This window comes from Undibacterium sp. GW821-FHT07F11 (assembly GCF_059418665.1).
Map to the genome: position 1 here is coordinate 201,107 of NZ_JBWKQH010000010.1, position 18,966 is coordinate 220,072.

At 50.2% G+C, this 18,966-nt stretch carries 19 protein-coding genes; all 19 read right to left on the minus strand.

What is annotated here, in order from left to right:
* Positions 1 to 50 precede the first annotated feature (50 nt).
* Positions 51 to 2,369 (minus strand): hypothetical protein, encoded by a 2,319-nt coding sequence (locus tag AC07OI_RS23950; protein WP_495258949.1) that lies wholly within the window; start codon positions 2,367 to 2,369, stop codon positions 51 to 53.
* Positions 2,369 to 3,295, minus strand: coding sequence for a hypothetical protein (locus tag AC07OI_RS23955; protein ID WP_495258950.1), 927 nt, complete (start codon positions 3,293 to 3,295; stop codon positions 2,369 to 2,371). Before AC07OI_RS23955 ends, AC07OI_RS23950 begins: the two co-directional genes overlap by 1 nt.
* A complete protein-coding gene (locus AC07OI_RS23960; RefSeq protein ID WP_495258951.1) occupies positions 3,292 to 8,907 on the minus strand; it encodes an autotransporter outer membrane beta-barrel domain-containing protein in 5,616 nt (1,871 codons plus the stop codon). The genes AC07OI_RS23955 and AC07OI_RS23960 overlap by 4 nt, the downstream gene beginning before the upstream one ends.
* 44 nt (positions 8,908 to 8,951) lie before the next feature.
* The gene (locus AC07OI_RS23965; RefSeq protein WP_495258952.1) at positions 8,952 to 9,278 is read right to left on the minus strand and encodes a hypothetical protein; all 327 of its coding nucleotides are present in this window, start codon (positions 9,276 to 9,278) and stop codon (positions 8,952 to 8,954) included.
* Between the two features lie 116 nt (positions 9,279 to 9,394).
* The gene (locus tag AC07OI_RS23970) at positions 9,395 to 9,811 is read right to left on the minus strand and encodes a hypothetical protein (protein WP_495258953.1); all 417 of its coding nucleotides are present in this window, start codon (positions 9,809 to 9,811) and stop codon (positions 9,395 to 9,397) included.
* Positions 9,812 to 9,923: 112 nt separating this feature from the next.
* Positions 9,924 to 10,388, minus strand: coding sequence for a phage tail tube protein (locus tag AC07OI_RS23975; RefSeq protein ID WP_495258954.1), 465 nt, complete (start codon positions 10,386 to 10,388; stop codon positions 9,924 to 9,926).
* Positions 10,389 to 10,486: 98 nt separating this feature from the next.
* Positions 10,487 to 10,885, minus strand: a complete 399-nt coding sequence (locus AC07OI_RS23980) for a hypothetical protein (RefSeq protein WP_495258955.1) — start codon at positions 10,883 to 10,885, stop codon at positions 10,487 to 10,489.
* Positions 10,886 to 11,374 carry a hypothetical protein gene (locus AC07OI_RS23985; RefSeq protein WP_495258956.1) on the minus strand — a complete coding sequence of 163 codons (489 nt, stop codon included), beginning with the start codon at positions 11,372 to 11,374 and terminating at the stop codon, positions 10,886 to 10,888. It abuts the gene before it with no gap.
* Between the two features lie 68 nt (positions 11,375 to 11,442).
* On the minus strand, positions 11,443 to 11,952 hold the full coding sequence (locus tag AC07OI_RS23990) for a hypothetical protein (RefSeq protein ID WP_495258957.1): 510 nt from the start codon (positions 11,950 to 11,952) through the stop codon (positions 11,443 to 11,445).
* Positions 11,952 to 12,344: a head-tail adaptor protein gene (locus AC07OI_RS23995; RefSeq protein WP_495258958.1), complete on the minus strand. Its 393-nt coding sequence runs from the start codon at positions 12,342 to 12,344 to the stop codon at positions 11,952 to 11,954. Before AC07OI_RS23995 ends, AC07OI_RS23990 begins: the two co-directional genes overlap by 1 nt.
* A 163-nt stretch (positions 12,345 to 12,507) precedes the next feature.
* A complete protein-coding gene (locus AC07OI_RS24000) occupies positions 12,508 to 13,161 on the minus strand; it encodes a class I SAM-dependent methyltransferase (RefSeq protein ID WP_495258959.1) in 654 nt (217 codons plus the stop codon).
* Between the two features lie 5 nt (positions 13,162 to 13,166).
* Entirely contained in the window at positions 13,167 to 13,757 is a 591-nt protein-coding gene (locus tag AC07OI_RS24005; protein WP_495258960.1) for an O-methyltransferase, read from the minus strand.
* Positions 13,758 to 14,333, minus strand: coding sequence for a class I SAM-dependent methyltransferase (locus AC07OI_RS24010; protein WP_495258961.1), 576 nt, complete (start codon positions 14,331 to 14,333; stop codon positions 13,758 to 13,760).
* On the minus strand, positions 14,318 to 14,992 hold the full coding sequence (locus tag AC07OI_RS24015) for a hypothetical protein (RefSeq protein WP_495258962.1): 675 nt from the start codon (positions 14,990 to 14,992) through the stop codon (positions 14,318 to 14,320). The genes AC07OI_RS24010 and AC07OI_RS24015 overlap by 16 nt, the downstream gene beginning before the upstream one ends.
* 21 nt (positions 14,993 to 15,013) lie before the next feature.
* Complete coding sequence (locus AC07OI_RS24020; RefSeq protein WP_495258963.1) at positions 15,014 to 15,796, minus strand: hypothetical protein; 783 nt, start codon at positions 15,794 to 15,796, stop codon at positions 15,014 to 15,016.
* Complete coding sequence (locus AC07OI_RS24025) at positions 15,793 to 16,308, minus strand: hypothetical protein (RefSeq protein WP_495258964.1); 516 nt, start codon at positions 16,306 to 16,308, stop codon at positions 15,793 to 15,795. Before AC07OI_RS24025 ends, AC07OI_RS24020 begins: the two co-directional genes overlap by 4 nt.
* Before the next feature lie 50 nt (positions 16,309 to 16,358).
* On the minus strand, positions 16,359 to 17,021 hold the full coding sequence (locus tag AC07OI_RS24030; RefSeq protein ID WP_495258965.1) for a hypothetical protein: 663 nt from the start codon (positions 17,019 to 17,021) through the stop codon (positions 16,359 to 16,361).
* Positions 17,022 to 17,059: 38 nt separating this feature from the next.
* Positions 17,060 to 17,689, minus strand: coding sequence for a head-tail connector protein (locus AC07OI_RS24035; protein WP_495258966.1), 630 nt, complete (start codon positions 17,687 to 17,689; stop codon positions 17,060 to 17,062).
* The coding region (locus tag AC07OI_RS24040) for a collagen-like domain-containing protein (protein ID WP_495258967.1) at positions 17,686 to 18,966 on the minus strand (1,281 nt) is incomplete at its 5' end. The genes AC07OI_RS24040 and AC07OI_RS24035, both read right to left, overlap by 4 nt.

Sequence of the window (18,966 nt, forward strand, 5' to 3'; positions counted from 1 at the left end):
TAAAAAAATGTGCACGGTTGTATATCCAGTTTTGCACACGACTGAATTGATTATCCGAGCAGCTCAGTAACAACTGAGTTGCCGAAAGTAGACGATCCGTTGCGATAAACGGAGAGCAGCTTCCCGTTGCTTGATACAGCTGAAGCTGAGAAACCAGAACTGGTTGCGTTGAGCGGATTGGCACCGGTAGAAGTGATAGCCGTGTCACCCTGGATAGCCGTGACCAGCATGGTTTCAATATAGCCAGTGGTGGGTGCTGTGTAAGAGATCGCTATTTTTCGGCCATTGACTACATAAGCTGATATATCTGTTGCTGCACCGGCCCTGATGGTTGTGGCGGTGCCGGCCGTGAATGTCGTCCCAGATACTGATAATAGGAATGCCTGTACGTTGGCACCTGCATTGACGAAGGCCACCACCATCTTTGCACCGTCACCAAGCCCAGCACCGTAGATATAGGTACTGGCGACCGCATTCAATGCTACGTCGCCACCTGGTGTGATTGTGGTCCCGGATATATCGAGTACTATTGCACGTAAGAATGTGGTACCTGTCAGTTGATACAGCCCGACAGCTTTTGTCGCAGACAAAGCGATCACCGTCTGGTAGGCCGTCGCAGTCGTCGTTTGAATTGCAGCTGCAGTGCCACCTGTGATAGTACTGCCAGATACTGACAACACTTTCGCGCTTAGATTATTTGACGTGTCGTTATAGACAACTATGGCTGTCGTGGCCGACAAGGCCTGCACGCTGCTGGAATTCGTATTCCCGGAGTTATAGTTGAATGCCGAACCAATGGAACTGATCGTACTGCCCGATATATTGATTACTTTTGAAGCCCCAACCGTGTTACTACCATCTTGATAGCAGACTATCGCTTGCGTAGCAGAAATAGCACAGACACTGATGAATGTTGCGCCACCAGAGAAGAATGTCGAAGGTGTACCTATTGTTGGTGTGCTACCGGAAACATCCACTACTGCACATCGACTCAGCGTTGCTCCTGCATCTACCCAACAAAGTATGAATTTATTTGTCGTGAGCGCTGCACAAGCGATGCGGCCAGGTGCATTGCCAATTGCTGATGCAGACACTGCCACCATTGAACCGCTATATTGAGGTGCCAAGGCTGAACCATCATAAGTCTTGTTTTGCGCTTTCCAAGTGCCGGCACTTGTTGAAACATCATTCAATGCAATTGAGCCAGATTGGGCAGCCCCGATGATTGCCAGGCTATTCCCAGCGGAGTCTTCAACTCTTCCCGGGAAAACCCCGTCATTAATGAATTCAAACGCCGGCGCTCCCTTGAAAGCAGAGAGGGTTGTGGCATTAGGCAAGATGATGCGCAGATTTGCAGCAGTAAAAGCAAATCGCTGAACTCGAGTACTTGCACTGGTCAGTGTGATGTTACTTCCAGTGGTGGTGGTGGTTGAATCCCCCGATGCATTCCCAGCTGAACCGGCATCACCTGCCCGGACAAATCCAAGCACTAACGTATCGCCGTTTGTGAATGGGTTAGCCGCGCTATATGCAATGACTGAGACCGTAAAATTCCTGTATCCGGATGGTGCTGCGCGTGAAGACAGGCTGTAAGTAATAAATTTCGTCGGGTCGCCCAGCTTTGCGAGTTTGAGATTGCCTTTGACGGTATTGGTTGAGGCATCCCAGGTATCAAGGAAGCCTGATACATCCACGCCGTTGATATCTGTCAGATCAGCGCGGATGACCGTCGCTGCGTTCTGTGTAGCATTGCTGAGTCGGAGCTTGCCAGCACCTGGATCACTGTCGGTCGTGGTGGTGTCAAACGTATATTGGATTGTGCCAGCAGCGTCTGTGCCAGGGTTACCTGTATCGCCTTTATCACCCGTGCGGGTGAATGTCATCAAAATATAGTCGCCATTGGTGAATGGGCTTGCGGCGCTATATCCGACATTTGCTACAGTAATGTTCCGGTACCCGGATGGAGATGCAATTGCCGTGACATTGAAAGCAAGCCATTTCGAACCATCAGTCAACTTGCTCAGGCGAATCTGGCCTTTGACGGTACTGGTCGAATCATCAAAGGTGTCAAGTACTGATGACCAATCAGTGGCGCCCACATCAGTCAAGTCTGCGCGTATTGTGGTCGCTGCGTTTTGCGTCGCATTGCTCAAACGAAGATTACCGGCACCAGGGTCAGCATCGGTCGTTGTTGTACTGAACACATAACCGATGGTGAAGCCACCACCATTGGCCGCCGCAGTCATCTGGGCGGCCATGGCGTTGCCTTCAGTGACAAATCGTGGCAGGTCGGTACCAAAGAACGTATCACAGTCGTCTCTGAACGTTGCTGCCGTGCGATCGAGGGGCGTGAGTGTAGTAAAGGTCATTAGATGAGCCCTTTTATTTCAAGGTTGCAAAGATGTGCTTCGCCGTATGGCACGACGATGGAGAAGCTTTCGTAAAAGCCGTATTGGATAAATGCCTGGTATGCACCGGTACCGTCATCGATGCCGATGTAGACGATTGGTGTGGCCCGTAACTCGGACAGACGCCTGGATAATCTGTTGAAATTCCTGGCCGCTGTCAGTACCTTGAAGCTGCCACGTTTGTTGTATGAGCGTTCAACGACATCAACGGCACCCTGATCATCAATTTCCTTGACGCTGTAGTCATCGATCGTAAAAGTAGGTTCGGACAGCGTTTGACCGATTTCCAGTACTTTGCCAACGACCAATACACCACAGCTCACGCTGCCAGACGTAGCGGTTATTGAAACCGTCAGTTCGCCATTCGGAAATTGCGCCGGCAAGTCAGTCAAAACGAAGTCGCTGAGTTGCTCGTAATCCTCAAAAAACCATTCATAGACACTGCCTATGATCGTGCCATCGAGGCTTACATCTCTCGAATAAACAGTTGTTCCTCCAGATGCATCCTTGTAAATGATGGATGCCTCACGCCCTACACACTCCAAGCATGACAAACCGCCAATCGTGCCGGGCTCTGCCACGATAGTGAGAGGGCTGGCAGCCAGAGTAGTGCTGGTGCCAATCTTCCTATCGAACATTGCCCACTGATTTGATGGACCAATGTCTGTCCAATGTGTCGCATCTAGTTCAGGAGATGTAGTGCCAGTGATGTTTGATATGCACTCGTATTTTCTTTTCTGTGCCACGACAATTACCTGATTGCCGACCACGTATGCATGCCCACTAATCCAAGCGACTTCACTGTTGCTGGGATCTGCCGCTGTGCTGCTTGTGAGGTTGCTACTGGTGATTGCAATGGGCTTGATCAACTTCATCGTTGCCGTCATGCTGTCACCTCCCTGGTTGCGATCGCATCGCCATCAGGTATCACCCTACGCAGTAACCGGGACATGGCTTCTGTATGAATCGCTGTGGCTTTGGCTTCCGCCCGCAAGCCGTCCACCTCTTTCATCAATTTTTCAATCAGGTCTGAGGTGCCGGATCCGGAGTTGGTTGGCCCATGTGCCGACGGGTTGAATGCTTTCGGTACCACGGCCTCGCCTTCGTGGATCATTGCCAGCATGTCTTTCGGCACATAGTTGGTACCGATATCGAAGGCTGGCACGCTATTCATCCACTCTGTGGCCAGGTAACCTTTAGAAGTCAGCGCCTTGATCATTTCCGCATTCAGATCGAACCTGCCACCGAACTGGGCGGTGTAATCTGACTCTGTGCCAGCAAACCCTTTCTTCTGAGCGGCCACCACCATCTCGCCGTATGCTTTCTCAGCATCGCGATAGCGTGCATAGACATCGGCGACAACGGACTGTTTGGGGCCTGCATCAATGATTGCCTGGCTCGCTGCAGTAGTCGTTGAGACCGGTGATGTAGTTTTATTGTTCGCCTGGAACTGGCCGTATACAGCACTGGATACGCCAGTTAATCCGGTTTGTATGTCCAGGTTGAGTTTGGCAAGTGCTTCGCTGACTGACTTGACGCTCTTATCGACCCCCATCATCACATCGACAGACTTCTTGAGCGCGGCGAGTTGGTTTTTTGCAATCGTCTCTTGTGTTTCTGCGATATCTGCGGACCCGTCGAGTATCGATATGACCTTAGCCACACCCACGGCATACTCTTCAGATGATGATGCGCTTGCTTTGAGCAGTTCGACATATTGCTGCAGCTTGTCAACAGCAGCAGAGTCCCCCCGATTGGCAGAAGCAATCACATCCGGCAATCCGGCTTGCGCCAGCGAGAATTTTTGTGCACGGGTCAGAGGTGAGTCGGCACCGAAGCGCAGTGATTCCTGCAGCTTGCGCGCGGCCTGGGCAAACCCGCCCATTCTAGAAATCAGATCTTGTAGCGTGGCAGCCTCGGCGTTATAGGCTTCTTGCAGGTCGCTCCTATCCTGGCTGATTTGCTGGTCGTATGCTTGCTTTGCATCCTGATAAGCTTGTTCGGCCTGTTGTTGAGCGGCCTGGCGGACTTGTTCTTGCTGGCGCGCATCTGCTTCTGCTGCTTCTTTGGCTTTGGCGATAGCCTCATTAGCGGCGTTGGCAGCCCATATCTGCTTTGTGACGTTCTGGCTGTATGGGTCCATCCCTTTAAGCGCATCAGCCCGCTCAGCAGCGAGGGCGGCCTCTTCTTGACCCAATGCACGCATCAGCTCAATGTCCAGTGCTCTATGCTGTTTGGCTATCTCCTGCGCCTGATTCTCAAGACCAAGTTGATAGATGCGCTCAGCACCTATTTTTAACCCATCTTCCATCGCGCTCATTTCCAACTTATGCTGGAGCGCGGCTGCCTCGGCAGTTTTACCTTCGAGTTTTAGTATTTCGACAGATTGATATGCCTGGCGGGTGGCAAGTTCACGTGCTGCTTTGTTTGCCAGTTCCAGGTCCAGCTTTTCATTCAGGGCGCTAACCTCGTCATCCATCAGGATCAGTTCTGTCTGACGTTTTAAATTGAGCGCTTGCTGACCGAGACCCTGCGCTTCCATGATCTGGAGCATTAGGTTCGATTTCTCTGCAGCTTTGTCATCAACTGGCTTTTTGATGTCTTGCAATCCTGCAAAGGCACCGGTCAACTGCATCAATGCGACATAGGTCTTGTCACCGGCCTCTGTGCCCAGGGCCTTGGCCGCTTCGATCCACTGGCGCAATTGTTTGAGAGATTCTGGCAATACGTAACCGACACTTTTGAATTCCTCTGTCAGGTTTTTGGTGACGATCGCGGCCTTTTCAGCGTCGCTGTAGTATTTTTCGTAATACGCAGCGGACACCGCTTTCATGCTGTCCAGGCTGCCGTACAAAGTAATGATGCTGTCGGATGCTTTAATACCAGCCTTGGTCAGCTCCAGTGACGACAAACCCAGGTCTTTGAATATGCCGTTGACAGTAGTGAAATTCAGGGATATGCGGGCTAAGGTATCTGTTGCAGTTTCCCCATCCTTTGCCAGACTGCTCAGCGCCAGGCCTGCGTTGTCTCCAAGGCTAAGAATTTCTTTACTGATGTCCCTGCTGATGTCTGAAAACAGTTTGACAATATTGGCTTTGTTTTCTTCGTCATCTTTACCCAGGTCAAAGCTTATGCTCTGCGTGCGGGTTTTGATGTAGTCAGCATTGATGCCCAGAGATTCTGCAAATATGGACGTGGCAGATGTGATTGCCTCGTATTGTTTGCTCAGGGCACTCGCAAACCCGGTGTCCAGGGCTCCAGATTGGGTACCTGTCTTGTCGCTACTAAAGACACCGCCTTTACTAAACCAGTCGAGATTGTTTTGACCCGCAAACCCTTGATTGGAGAATGTACCGGTGACATATTTGCGCGTGATCTCTGGATCCTTGTTGCCAAAAAGGCTGGCGATGACGGATGATCCAGATAGCAATGAGGCAAGCTGGCTGCTCATGCCAAGCTTTTGCATAATGGAATCGGACAGCTTGACTGCTCCGACACTTGAGAACAGGCTCAAGAATCCGTTTGTAGGCAGCCCACCATTAACTAACGTACCGACGCCATTTGCCTCGGTACCGTTACGGATATTCCACCCTTGTTTGTACAAACTATTGTTGTAGCTCATTGCAGCCAGGACGGCCGCCGCAATACCTCCAACCATGCCGATACTGCTTGCACTACTTGATGCCCCAGCTGGCACGCTGGTTTGACCGACACCGATGATGTTTGCGCCGGTAGGGGCACCTTTTGCCAACATCGAGGCCTGCTCGAAACTAAAGCCCTTCATCATATTGATGCCGGTCTGTACAGCTTCACCAAAGCCAGTGGTCATTTGCGTGAATCCCGAAGTGATGCCACTCCAAAGATTTTTCGCTGATCCAAGCATGCTCAATGCAGACATGCCCGAACTCCCGCCACCAGATAGTGCTGCGGCATTGCTAAGCAACCCGCCAGCACCTCCCTCGCTCATCGAGGCGCCGATGCTGAATATCCATTTCTTCAGGGTCATCTGATACAGCAGATCAAGTAGCCCATTTTTCAAAGTGTCGCGTAGGCGGTCGAAGGCACTCTTCCCGCTGTCAGCTATACTTAGAAAAGTGTCATGCGCAGTTTGTTCAATGGAATCCCATATTTTTCGCTGCGACTCAATTTGTGGTTTTGCTGCCTGATCGGCGTACCAGACATTGAATTCACCTTGGAGTTTTTTTTGCGCTTCAGTACCTTCACCAGCTGCAAGGATGCGCTTGCGCCAAACCTCAGCATCAATTTCCAGAACTGCAGCGGCACGTTGTTTTTCATCAAATATTGATTCGGCGATGAACCGCTTATTGTCAATAGCAAGTTGCTCGGCATAACCTAGAGCTTTACTTTCACGCAAGCGCATCTGGTCCTGGGTGACCTTCATATCCATCTCGCGCTTCATCTGTCCCAGCATTTCTTCTGTAACTGGAATCATCGCCTTGCGGCGTTTCTCCAATTCATCTTGCAGTTCCACCTCAGCTTTCATAGCAACAAGTGCTATTTCTTTTTCATCATTACTCTTGCCATACATTGCATACTCGAATGCCAGCGCATCTTTTGAGGCCAGCCTAGCCTTAGTGCTGGCAATGATCCAATCGAGTGTGGCCTTTTCAGCGTTTCTGGTTTTGAGCATCGCCTCGGTCGCGGCCTGCTCCTGGATTGCTGCCTTGGCTGCAGCTATATGTGCAGCGGTGAGTACAAGCTTGCCGGATGCAAGTTGCTGCTCAAGTTTGATCAGTTCTTTTTGGCTTTCAGATGCATTCTCGCCAATGATTAGTTCAAGGCGGTTCTCTTCGGTCTTGCCTTTGATGACTGCTATGAGTGCGCCGTAGGCTTCTACTTCTTTCTTTGCGGCTGCGGCCCCAGCTAGCGCCGCAGCTGCTTTGCGATCTTCTTGATCCTTGATTTGTTGCGCTGCTTTTACAAGTTCTTCATTAGAAATCTTTTGAACATCTGATGATTCCTTCGCAGTTTTTGCAGCTTTCTTATTCGACATCTCCCAGTCAATTGTTCTGGTGATATCATCATCAATCGCTGCAATGGTTTTTCTGTGAGCCTCAGTGATACCAGCTGTTTGTTCAGTGAAAGACTTTTGAGACGATGCAGCTTTTTGCAGGCTTTCAGCATATGCTGATACTTCAGCGGCTACCGCAGTTGCACCTACAGCTTTCAAACCATTCGCGACTGACGATAAATATTCAGCAAAAGATCCTTTCATCAAATTGATGGTGGTATCCCACGCGAACTTGATTCCCTCCCAGGCCATCTCTGCACCATACCTGAGGTTTTCCCAACCTTTTAGCGTGGCAGAGACAAACATCAGACCCGCAACACGTGCCTCAACAAAGTTTTCGCTAAGCCACGTACCAATCTGCCAGCCAGCAAATGCGGCAAACAAGATGCTGCCCGCTACCATCATTTTGGATAACGATCCGGCCGCAACCTCCGCAGCCACTGAAGTTCCAAACAGAGTTTTATTGAAACTAAAGGTTGATGCCTGCCCTGCCAGCATACCGACGGCGACTTTGCCGACTGCCCCATATAAGGTTAGAAATGCTGCCGTTGCAGCAGAAAAAACAGCGGGGGCCGCGACAAACAAAGCCATATAAGACGCGACAATTGTGATTGCCGGTTTTATGCCTGACATGAGCATATCGATACCAGTCTTGGCTGCTTCGGCCCACTCTCTGATCTTTCCCTCTTTGGCTAACTCGCGCACATATTCAGTCAGCGTTTTGGCTATGCCGCCGCCCTTGAGCATGGCGCCGAAAAACTCATTGAGCACAGGGAGAATTTGATCAGCTATGATGGAATAGATGCCCTTCCATTTTCCACCCATCTGAACCATGATTTTTTCGAACTTGTCGGCTTCCTGGGCTTGTTCCGAGGTGGTTTTAGTGATCAGTTCATTTTGTTCAGCAAGGTCTTTCATGAAAGGCAATATCGAGGCCACCGACTTACCCATCAGCGCCATCTGGATATCCGTCTTGCCTGCGCCATCCCTGAATCGGTCCAGATTTTTTGCCAAGACAAGTAACATCTTGGCTGGATCGTCCATGCTCTCGGAAATATCCTTACTGGTGACCCCTATTGCTTTGAAAGCAATAGCAGCTGCATTGGCAGGATCTTTTGCCGCCACCATGTTTTTTGAGAGCTTGTTTATTACATCCGCGACACTATCCATCGACGTCTCTGATAGCCGGGCTATGCTCTTGAGGGCTGATAGTGATTCAACAGTTGAGCCTGTTTGCTCAGAAAGCCCTTGTAAGCCAGCCTTGGCCTCAATGGCGCTACGAATGAAACCGACAAACACATTCACCGATAGCCCGGCGACCATGCCAGCAATCGCTGTTTTAGCCACGTTGATCGCTGCTTCGATTCCGGACATAGCTCCGCTCACCGTGCGTTTGGCGTCGTCCATATCCTTCTGGAGGCGCGCCATATTGGCTAAGAGCTGAATCTCAATTGTTCCGGCGATCATGTTTTATCCATAAAAAAACCCGCCGAAGCGGGTTTCAGGTTTAGTTACAAACCAATTAAGTTTTCTATTTCGTTCTCAAGATCACGTGCGACCGTGGCCTTATATGTTTCTGGCATCCAGGGAGGCTTGCAATCGTATTTCCTGGACTCAAATGAAGCGCTCAAGTAACTGTTTGATAGGCTCTTGAGTGTTTCGCACTCCCAGCCATTCAAACAGACCCCAGTATTGCGTTGCCACGATTCGATTTCACCGTGGGTCAATGCATGCTCACCGATGGACGGTCCAATTTTGAAAAGTAGGTCAACCAGATATCTGCATTCAATTTCTGGCATTTCTGGATTGAAATCCTCATCCTTTTCGTTGATACGCATCTGTTCGATACGCGAACGGTTTGGTTTTTTTGACCTGTCACCTTCTCGTTTGTCCGGTATTGCATTCAGCCATGCGCTATACCGGACAAACAGGGTCAGTTCTTCACTGACCGCTCTTAAAAATTTGACCAGTCACCAATGAATTTTTCAACTTGGTCCGCGATATACCCCAACTTAGGATTCAAATAGAGATCCTTTGGTGGTACAGGAAAGTTATCAATGGAGCATGTGCAAGCGATGAGTTTGTTGGCACGTTTTTCCGCCTTATCATCCGCTGTTTCTTTGATCGGCTTGCCACGGATGCCAGCAAAAGTGAGTGCCTGATTGTGCTGCTCGATTTTATGCTGAGCACTCAGATACTGTTTGGAGCCGGGGCCATACAGTTCAATGCGGACTACCTTGTCATTGACCATCAAAGGGCCATCGTCTTTTTTGTTCTGCACGATCAGCACTGCTGTATCACTTGCTTCGAATGCGGTTACATCAAATGCTGGAGCTGGTGTCAGCTCTGTGGTGTTTGTGATTTGTTCCATAGTCTTCTTTCGCGGATAGTAAAAAAAATGCCCGTGCCAGGTCGCCACGCCCGCGAAAGGCGATGGCAACCCGGTCGGTACTGGTTATTGGCTTTCGCCAAATTGGGTGGGATTAAACTGCGGCGACCTTGACTGGCTTTTTGCACAAGGCAAAGTCGATTGCCAGTTTTTGCACATCATTGGCGGCACCATCTTGGTTTTCATTTTTTGCAACCAAAACGTCCAAGTAATGGATGCGGCCAGATGGATAGGTCATTTTTGCTGAGAAGTGGGCGGTAGACTCAAATGCCGTATCCAGCAAAACCTGCCCGGCGTCGGATGGTATGTGTGCCATCATCAAGGTCATCGTGCCATAGTTCTTTGACCCTGCTATTTTGGTAACAATGCCGGTATCAACAGGCGTGAACTCTGTGATTGTCTTGGTACCGCCGTGGTTACCGTAGTTTTCAATCTCTGCGATCGGCGTATAGACCATATCGGTGGAACCATAACCGGCGGCATCGTAGGTTTCCGGCAAACTGGCACTCAGGGCCAAAGTTGCCCCCAGGGTGCTGACTGGTACTGTATTTTCAGACATGTTGCTTCTCCTTCAGGTTTGGGTGACGCATAAAAAAAGCCACCCAAAGGTGGCGGTTAAAAATCATTGGCAATAAAAAAGCCGCTTTGCGCGGCTCGTTACTCGTTGAATTTGACTATGTAATCCATGCTTCCCTGGCAATCACCGATCTCCTCATCACTAAAATCTGGCCCGTCTATATCCGATAGAATGCTATCCACATCGACGCCTGCAATGATTCCTCTGTTTTCTGGTATCGCCGCGCGGATCAGTACTGATATGGCATCTTGGCTAGGATAGTTTGCAGCCTTCACCGTGACCTGAATGCGCGATGTACAAAACTTTGTAGGCGTGGTTTTCACTGGGTGACGTCGAACAGTCGAAATATGCATGATTGATATCGCTGGCAAAACAATTCCCTGAGGGAGCTTGCCTGCCATGATCTTGTCTGCAGGTACCACTGCATTCAATGGCGAGTTATTTGCAAGCAAGTATCTGATCACTTTCACTGCTGACATTTACAGCGCCTGAGCTTTCTTTTTTCTGCTGTTTTTTTGTTTCAAAGCGCGGGCAAATATCGGTTTTGATTCTGCGTAGCGTTCAACAAGGATCCCGCGACCGCATAATTCTTTGATCAATGCGGCCAGTCCTTCAACTAGACCTGGGTATTTCTCCCGATTCAGTTCAGGGTCGAAACCTGCAAGAATGATTTTTGCAGCGCCCATCTTCTCAGCGATACGGATCGCTGCCAAGCCAGAGTTGTGAATTTCCAATTTGTGCATGGGTGACAATTCCACACGTTCATACATCGGACCGATATAGAGCGCGTCGACCTCATCGCTTTCCACAGCACATACCCGCATGCCAGCGAAACCTGATGCATCTGCCCACAGAGGCAAGTTCAGGTCCAGCGCCACCAGCATATCTGCCCAAGGTGCCAACTTATGGGTATGGTTGACGACAATGCACTTGTACTGGCGCAGCTGTTCAGCGACTTGTTTAGACATGCTGGGCCCACTGGCCAGCACGGCGACTGTTTCGCCCATCCAGATGGGTTCTATCTTCCATGGAGTTGTCATACTTCACCTATGTCCACATCAGCTGTGTCAATTCCGTGCTTTATCGCAAGACGTTTCTTGATCGCCTCGCCTACTGCTACCACAGCGGTAGCAGCTGCAATATCCATTGCCGGACGTAGGAAGGGCTTAGCCTTGAAGCCCGGATGATCAATTTTGTTGACAGCCTTCCCGGCAACGGCCAGTGCTTTGGTATTTTTAGGTCGGATTACATGGGGTGCCGCGCCGGTGTATTCCAGCCAACGCGCTATATAGGCGTGCTTTCCCTTGACTTTGACGCTTGCTGTGACTTGGGCACCTTTTGCAGCTGTCGAAACTTTTAGCCCATTCAGCAACGTGCTGGATTTGATACTGCCGTTTGATTTCAGTTGGGTCTGCGCTTCCTTCTTGACCTCATTGGCACCTGCGCGTAACGCACCACGCATGACATTGCGTTCCATTAGGGCCGGGATTTGATCAAGCATCTTCTGTAAATCAGCCAGGCCTTTGACATTGACTAAATCGCTCATCAGAGTGTTTCCCCAATTGTTGAATAGTTCTCGCACATTATTTCAATAAGGTTCTTGCGACCGGCTGAGTTCACCATCACCGGCCCCCCTATGATTTGATATGTCATGTCTACGTCGCCATGCACGATAACGCGCATGGTCATATCAATATCGGTGCGGTAGCGCAGACGGATACGAGTTTTCAGTTTGCCAATCGGCAGGCTGTTTTTTATAAACTCGGATTTGCTCGGGAGTTCATCCTGAACCGATGCCCAAAACTTCTCGGCTATGACTGGACTGCCTGGCAACGCCACCAGCGGCACCCATTCAATGATCTCGGTTCCAAAAACAGGATCTTTTGTGACCGATTTCCTGTATATGGAGATTTGGCGGTCAAGCTGGCCTGAATTCATTTATCACTTTCTGTAAGCACAAGCTTTTCCGCATCATCTGCAGTTTTGACAAACTTGCTCATGGAATTGCATTTCAAACAAATCAGAAACCACTTGTTTTCTATCCTGGGGTGATCGAAGTATTCGACCTGGGTTTCGCCACCACAGAAGCAATTCGCTGTTTTCATGCGCGTCTGAAGGCAAATGCCGAGATGCTCTCCCGGCCAGCATCGATTTCATGGTCGCTGTGGTCAATTATGAGAAACCCATGCTGCTGCATCCAACCAATAAAACCAAATTCGGTGAAATAGTAGAGGTGCTCACCTGGCCGATAGTGTTTTGATTCCCGGATCCTGCGCAAGTCGTTGAAAACAGGTATTGCCACCAGCACGATCGCGCCGTGAGCAACCCTTCCCAAAACCTCCATGGGATTCTCAATGTGCTCCAGGGAGTCCCAGAACGTCACAACATCGAACGAGCCCGGCTCTGTGGCGAAGCAATTCTTGTTTTTCAGAAATTCGACAGTGGTAGGGTTGATGTCGAATCCATATGCATCAAAACCCCATGCCTGGGCCTCCATCACAAAAGTGCCACATCCGGCACCAATATCCAGTACCCTGGAACCTTCTTCCACGTGCCTGAGCATCATGGCGCAGCGCCCGTTGTTCAGCGCCCTTGCTATATCACTGCCTTCATACTGCTTGTATTTATTAAAATACTCTGTGTCATATGGCACAGGGTCGGCAGACATATCGGCTTGATAAGCCACTCCATTTGCTGGGCACAGGACCAGGTCTCCATCTGGTACCGATGGATAGCTTGCAATTAGTTTGTCCATGATGATTACTTGCCGGCGTTCCAAATTGCCAGACCATATCCACCGTAGGTCACGTTGTCCTGATCGAGGGAATGCACCAGCTCCCATACTGGCGACTGAAAGGGCCAGACTTCGTGGAACAAGACCCGGCCACAGTGCTTGGTCAGTTCCCAATCCATTTCTGTGTCGTTGGCGTGATCGCCATCTAGGTAGGCGAAATCGAAGTCCAGACCAGCGATGATGCCAGCTTTTGCTGAATTGTCCGGGATATCAATACATTCGATATTGGTGATGCCCAGATGATTGATGATGTCGTGCTTTTGCTGATTATGTGCAATGTCAATTGTGACCACGCGGTCAAAGAATTTCGACAGCACGACTGATGTCAGCCCATTCCAAGTACCGATCTCAAAGCAAGTCTTACCACGGACATTGTTATCGGACAGGATTTTCGCAAGGCCATGAAAAACACTGGACCTGCGGAACACTTCACCACCAAAGCGCTGGTACACGCTGAGCAACTGTGGATCGCACATTACCGTATTGAGCCGGTCACCGACCTGTTTCTCCATGTCGCTGGTCCATTGCTGAACGCGGAATCCTTTTTCCATTTTCATTTATTTCCTTCCATTCCAGAGTGCAAAGATGTCATTGATTTGCACTTGTTCTTTCGGGAGGCCATTCACCAGATTGAAAACATGGCCTTGGCCGGGCTTGTGGTTCGGTTCATAGTCATGAAACAGAACATTTCCGCATCGTTTTACTAACGAAAAATCAAGTTTGACAGTCTCGTCGTGCGCACCATCCACAAATGCAAAATCAAAATCCAGTGTTTTGATCAGTGCTGCTTTTTCTTTATCGTTGGCTACCAGGTGCAACTCGATATTGCTGATACCGAGCGATTCCCAGAATGCATGGCGATCATGACGATCGCTGGAGCGTTCAATCTTCCCTTGTTTGAGATCAATGGTTATTACTCGATCGCAAAACTGGGACATCTCAGCAGCGGACACTCCGCGATAGGTACCAATTTCCAGCACAGTCCTGTAGCCCTTGCCAGACATGGCCCATTCAAATACGCCAGCACCCTCGCGGATATTCAGTGCACTCTTGCGCAGCAGTTTGTCTCCGTACAGGTCAACAATTCGCTGGCGCATTGATGCTTGCTCAGCCATGTCTAATTCTTCTGGCATATGATTTCTTTCAATTTTTCATCGAAGGTGAGAGGGAAACTTCCTTCATTCCTTTTGATCCATTCAGATTCCAGGTCAGGCCTGTGGCAAATAGGATCAGCCGGATTGCCCGGGCGCCATGCTTCGTCGACGTTGTGCACGCCGGAACTGAAGAAATCAAAACCAGTCAGGTGCACGCTGCGTGGATCGCAAGCAAGCACGTCAAGAATTGCCGAAAACCCGGTTGTTGGTATGTGTTTCCCCAGCAATTCAAATTTGCTCATGAATCGCTCATCGTCTGGGATGAACGTGTCGCAAAACCAGAATGCAACGCGGTTGCGGTATATGTACCGGAAGTCAATGCCAACCTGTTTGCCCATTCGTTCGTGCCAGTCAGACGCCAGCGGCTTCGAGTCTGGACATTTGCACATGCAGAGTTTCACACCGTCATGCTGTAGGTCAGCAACCGACTTCTTGATCGATGTACCGTAGAACGCATAGTGCACATCACTGCGAAAACCCTGCTGTTGGCCAGTCATGTAGTTGTTGACCCTCACGACCACATCATGTGAATCAACAAAGCCAGGTTTATTGCCAAGACTACCTGGGCCGCTACCAACAATGACGACAGACTTGCCACGAAACGTTCTCGCCGCATGCTCAAAACTAACAAACTGCATTTCTTGCGTCCATAAAAAAAGTCACTGAAAAGTGACTTGATAGAATTTTGCTACTTCATCTCGAATGCGTTCAGCATCCCAATCGTCAACAACAAACCTTGAACTTGCTTTGCTAAGCACCTTTTTTGGCGTGATTGTTTTTATGTAGGCATTGCTTGATTGCATGCCCTTTGCTGCCCAGACTGCAAGCAATGGCTTATCGAATATCTCTGCCAAGGGCACAGCAAATGAGCATTGTGCGACTACTGCATGGCAGATCGATGCAACATCCAAAAGGTCCGCGATCGAAGTGCCATTATTCAAATCAAGTTCACAATCAAGCGGATATAGCTGCTCGCCCTTCCCGATACGTATAAAGTAGGCACCGCTGAGTTCTTGAATAACTCGCTCAAACACTTTTTTACCAGGCAGCAAATCCATGGCGAATCCATCAGTCCGCCCCATTGGCACCCTGCCACCATGGACCAGTGCTATTGTGCGGCCCGCAGCCTTGCGTAGTATTTCGTCTACCAGCACATGATTCTGGATTTGCCAGTTGATCTTCATTTCGATCTCACCAGTACCCGCGCTTACGCATAGATCCTGCCACTGAGTTGTGTCTTTTCGACTCTTACCGGATACGTAATGGCAAACTTTGTTCACTCTGTCTCGGCGAAACGGTGAAACGGTGGCAACCGTGCCAATAAACAGGTCAGGATAGTTCGAGCAAACCTCAACGTTTTCCCCCTGACCAATGTAGTGATCAACGAAAGGCCGCAAGTAAATCGAATCACCCAAGCCACTGCCGCCGCGCAATATTTTCACAGCAGTTCTTCCAAATTTTTAACAGGAAAGCATGATAAAGATGTCTTGCGACTTGCATTAATCACGCTAACACCTTTAGTTTTTGCGTACTTGGCAAGTAGATCAAACTGTCGTGGCCATTTCCCCATTGATGCACCGTTACTCAAACCTCTATGGTGGTCACCATGAAAATGCGTTTCACCGGCATTCCCCAGAGAGACATCGTAACCAAGCATGATCACCGTGTCGGCCCGGCCTGAAATTGCCAGGGAAACCGCGCATGCACCTGAGTTATAAAACGGTTTGAACCATTCAGCACCGAAGGTTGTTTCGGCACCATAAGGCAGAGCTAATTGGTTTGCACCAAATTTGCGGCCTGGAAATTTGGCCGCAACTTCTTCGGAATATAGCTTCCACCATTTCGAGTCATGCGCATAAAGCGCATCTGCCCATGGGCAAACCTGAAAAACATTGTTTGTTACGACAGTCGGAAAACCTGTTTCATGCACCATTTCGCAGTCATCAATGGTCAAACTAGGGCCACTTGCAATACAAATTACAGTTTTGCCATCCCATTCTGGCCTCAAAGCACATCCCCCAGATTGACCTTTACGAAGGCGTCAATTGCCGAATTTGGACTTGCATTCAGCACTTGAACACCCATTGATTCAAGAATAGGTGCTGCAGCGGTCATCGCCGCGCGAAAATACATATATACACTGGCTGGTTGTGGCTGGGGATGCTCACCAAACCAATGTGAACGGCCATCTGTTCCAGCCTGGCCATCAAAACCGAGAAGTATGATTCGCTTGGCGCCTGCAAGCACAGCCAGGTTGAGTGCTTGAAAACCTGAATTACGACCTGTTACCAGCGACTGACGATCAAGTGAAAGACCATAACCATGACTATTCCCGTCAGCGTTTCTCAACAAGTGCACGCTATCATCAACAACAGTACTTGCCCCATTTTCAATGCTGCACTTTTGGCCAGTAGCATCTGCCCATCGCTTGCTGACAGCGGCAGCGGATAATCCGTCTATCTCAATACCAGCCGTATGCCATTGATGCCAACGCAAATCAGCGGCATAGTGAACGTCAGCCCATGGTGCCAGCAAGTAAGCATCGTTGACTGTAATACATTTTGTACCACCGCACACCACTGCTACGGCTACCTGTTCTACCTGCATCGATGTCAGACTCGGCCCACCAGCGAGGATGATAACCGTATGATCTTCCCATGCTGGCAAAACTTCGCTATATCGGCTATTTGCTATTTGACTAAGTATCATGCGAAGGACAGATCAGCTTTTTCACCGCGAATGAGCAACTCGGCTGTTTTTAACAAAGCATCCGTTTTATCGTCCGGATAATAATTCGCCTGCACCCAAAGCTTGATTGCTTGCTTATATCGTTCCGGTATGACGCTTGCATCCTGTATTGGGCTGACTGCTCGATCTACATATCCGGCTCGAAACATTATGCGCAGTGTTTCCTGATTAAAGTTACTCCCGCTCAATGCAATTACCTTTGGCCACTTGGATTTCTCAAGACGCAATTGGTAGGTATCATCGGCAATCGTTGTTTCGGTACCATCTAAATCAATTGATGCGATTGATTCGACGGATAGTACTGGAGAACGTCTCAACAGCACTTCGGTAGTGGATGCATCTGGCCAGTTCATGGCTACCGTGTTTGAGACCGGTGTTATTTTACGTTCAGCAGTAAGTCTCCACGTCTGATCAACCAGTGATCGTCCTGTATAACCTTCAACCCATTCGCGGGCGCCGGTGATCAAATTGGTGATAATGGCATCCATCTCGGTAACAGAGTCATATTCTCGCAAGTGTTTCTTCATGTCAGCGAGAGTAACCGGCTCTATATCGGGGCCAGTAATAAGTTCAAGAGTGAAGATCATTGCGCTGGCTCCGCTTTATTGGAAACAGCGTCCTTCCCATCGCGCCCTTTTTTTACACTGAGGCGCCATCCATCGCCATCACCTGGCTTGCCAGGCTGTTCGCGCTTAGCGATCCAGTAGGCACCGGCAAACGTCACGCCATCACCCTTGACGTAGGGTTTCTCATGGCGCCAGACACCTTGATCGATAATGCAAGGTATGATGAATGACTTTTCTATCACTGTGTCCCCGCGGCGAAAAGAGAGGGTTACTGTGCGACCGTCCTCTGACTGGATCAATTCAAGATCGTCCAGATCAAGAGCGTCTCTTCCATCCTTACCATTCTTGGGTACCGGGATAGCCTCAATCGCTTTTTCAAGACGCTGCCGCATGTCTTCAACGGTACGTTGAATCCAGTCATTTGCACGACGCTCAATCTCCAGTGCATGCTTGGCTTGTTCGGCCTCGAGTACTTGCTTTACATCGTCAATGGTAAAACTCTTGCCATTGATACCGTCCTTACCATCAGCACCGGCTGGGCCTTGGGCTCCCGGTTGTCCGTCAGCACCGTCTTTACCGTTGGTGCCGTCACGACCAGCTGGACCGACAGGTCCTTGCCCACCTTGATCACCTTTTTCGCCCTGGGCGCCGTCGATTCCATCTTTTCCATCACGGCCGTCGGCGCCATCACGCCCAGGCAAACCTTGCTCACCGGCTTCACCATCGGCTCCATCCTTGCCGTCGCGACCATCCTGCCCGGCTGGGCCCGCTGGCCCTGGCTCACCGCGATCACCTTTTTCGCCCGCGGCACCATCAGCGCCATCTTTTCCGTCAACGCCGTCACGACCATCCTGCCCGGCAGGTCCTTGCTCACCCTGCTCGCCCTTTTCACCTTGGGCGCCGTCGGTTCCGTTCTTGCCATCGCGGCCGTCAGTACCGTCACGCCCGGGTAATCCCTGTTCACCGGCTTCGCCGTCAGCACCATCCTTGCCGTCTTTTCCGTCAACTCCATCGCGACCGTCTTGCCCGGCTGGGCCCGCTGGCCCTGGCTCACCGCGATCACCTTTTTCGCCCGCGGCACCGTCAGCACCGGCTGGGCCTTGGGCTCCCGGCATTCCTTCAGCGCCGTCTCTGCCGTCCACACCGTCACGACCATCCTGCCCGGCAGGTCCTTGCTCACCCTGCTCGCCCTTTTCACCTTGGGCGCCGTCGGTTCCGTCCTTGCCATCGCGGCCGTCAGTACCGTCACGCCCGGGTAATCCCTGTTCACCGGCTTCGCCGTCAGCACCATCCTTGCC

Bases quoted from the DNA above. Each gene is read 5' to 3' on its own strand.
- AC07OI_RS23950 (WP_495258949.1), bottom strand. From the start codon at position 2,369: ATGACCTTTACTACACTCACGCCCCTCGATCGCACGGCAGCAACGTTC.
- AC07OI_RS23955 (WP_495258950.1), bottom strand. From the start codon at position 3,295: ATGACGGCAACGATGAAGTTGATCAAGCCCATTGCAATCACCAGTAGC.
- AC07OI_RS23960 (WP_495258951.1), bottom strand. From the start codon at position 8,907: ATGATCGCCGGAACAATTGAGATTCAGCTCTTAGCCAATATGGCGCGC.
- AC07OI_RS23965 (WP_495258952.1), bottom strand. From the start codon at position 9,278: ATGCGTATCAACGAAAAGGATGAGGATTTCAATCCAGAAATGCCAGAA.
- AC07OI_RS23970 (WP_495258953.1), bottom strand. From the start codon at position 9,811: ATGGAACAAATCACAAACACCACAGAGCTGACACCAGCTCCAGCATTT.
- AC07OI_RS23975 (WP_495258954.1), bottom strand. From the start codon at position 10,388: ATGTCTGAAAATACAGTACCAGTCAGCACCCTGGGGGCAACTTTGGCC.
- AC07OI_RS23980 (WP_495258955.1), bottom strand. From the start codon at position 10,885: ATGTCAGCAGTGAAAGTGATCAGATACTTGCTTGCAAATAACTCGCCA.
- AC07OI_RS23985 (WP_495258956.1), bottom strand. From the start codon at position 11,374: ATGTCTAAACAAGTCGCTGAACAGCTGCGCCAGTACAAGTGCATTGTC.
- AC07OI_RS23990 (WP_495258957.1), bottom strand. From the start codon at position 11,952: ATGAGCGATTTAGTCAATGTCAAAGGCCTGGCTGATTTACAGAAGATG.
- AC07OI_RS23995 (WP_495258958.1), bottom strand. From the start codon at position 12,344: ATGAATTCAGGCCAGCTTGACCGCCAAATCTCCATATACAGGAAATCG.
- AC07OI_RS24000 (WP_495258959.1), bottom strand. From the start codon at position 13,161: ATGGACAAACTAATTGCAAGCTATCCATCGGTACCAGATGGAGACCTG.
- AC07OI_RS24005 (WP_495258960.1), bottom strand. From the start codon at position 13,757: ATGAAAATGGAAAAAGGATTCCGCGTTCAGCAATGGACCAGCGACATG.
- AC07OI_RS24010 (WP_495258961.1), bottom strand. From the start codon at position 14,333: ATGCCAGAAGAATTAGACATGGCTGAGCAAGCATCAATGCGCCAGCGA.
- AC07OI_RS24015 (WP_495258962.1), bottom strand. From the start codon at position 14,992: ATGCAGTTTGTTAGTTTTGAGCATGCGGCGAGAACGTTTCGTGGCAAG.
- AC07OI_RS24035 (WP_495258966.1), bottom strand. From the start codon at position 17,689: ATGATCTTCACTCTTGAACTTATTACTGGCCCCGATATAGAGCCGGTT.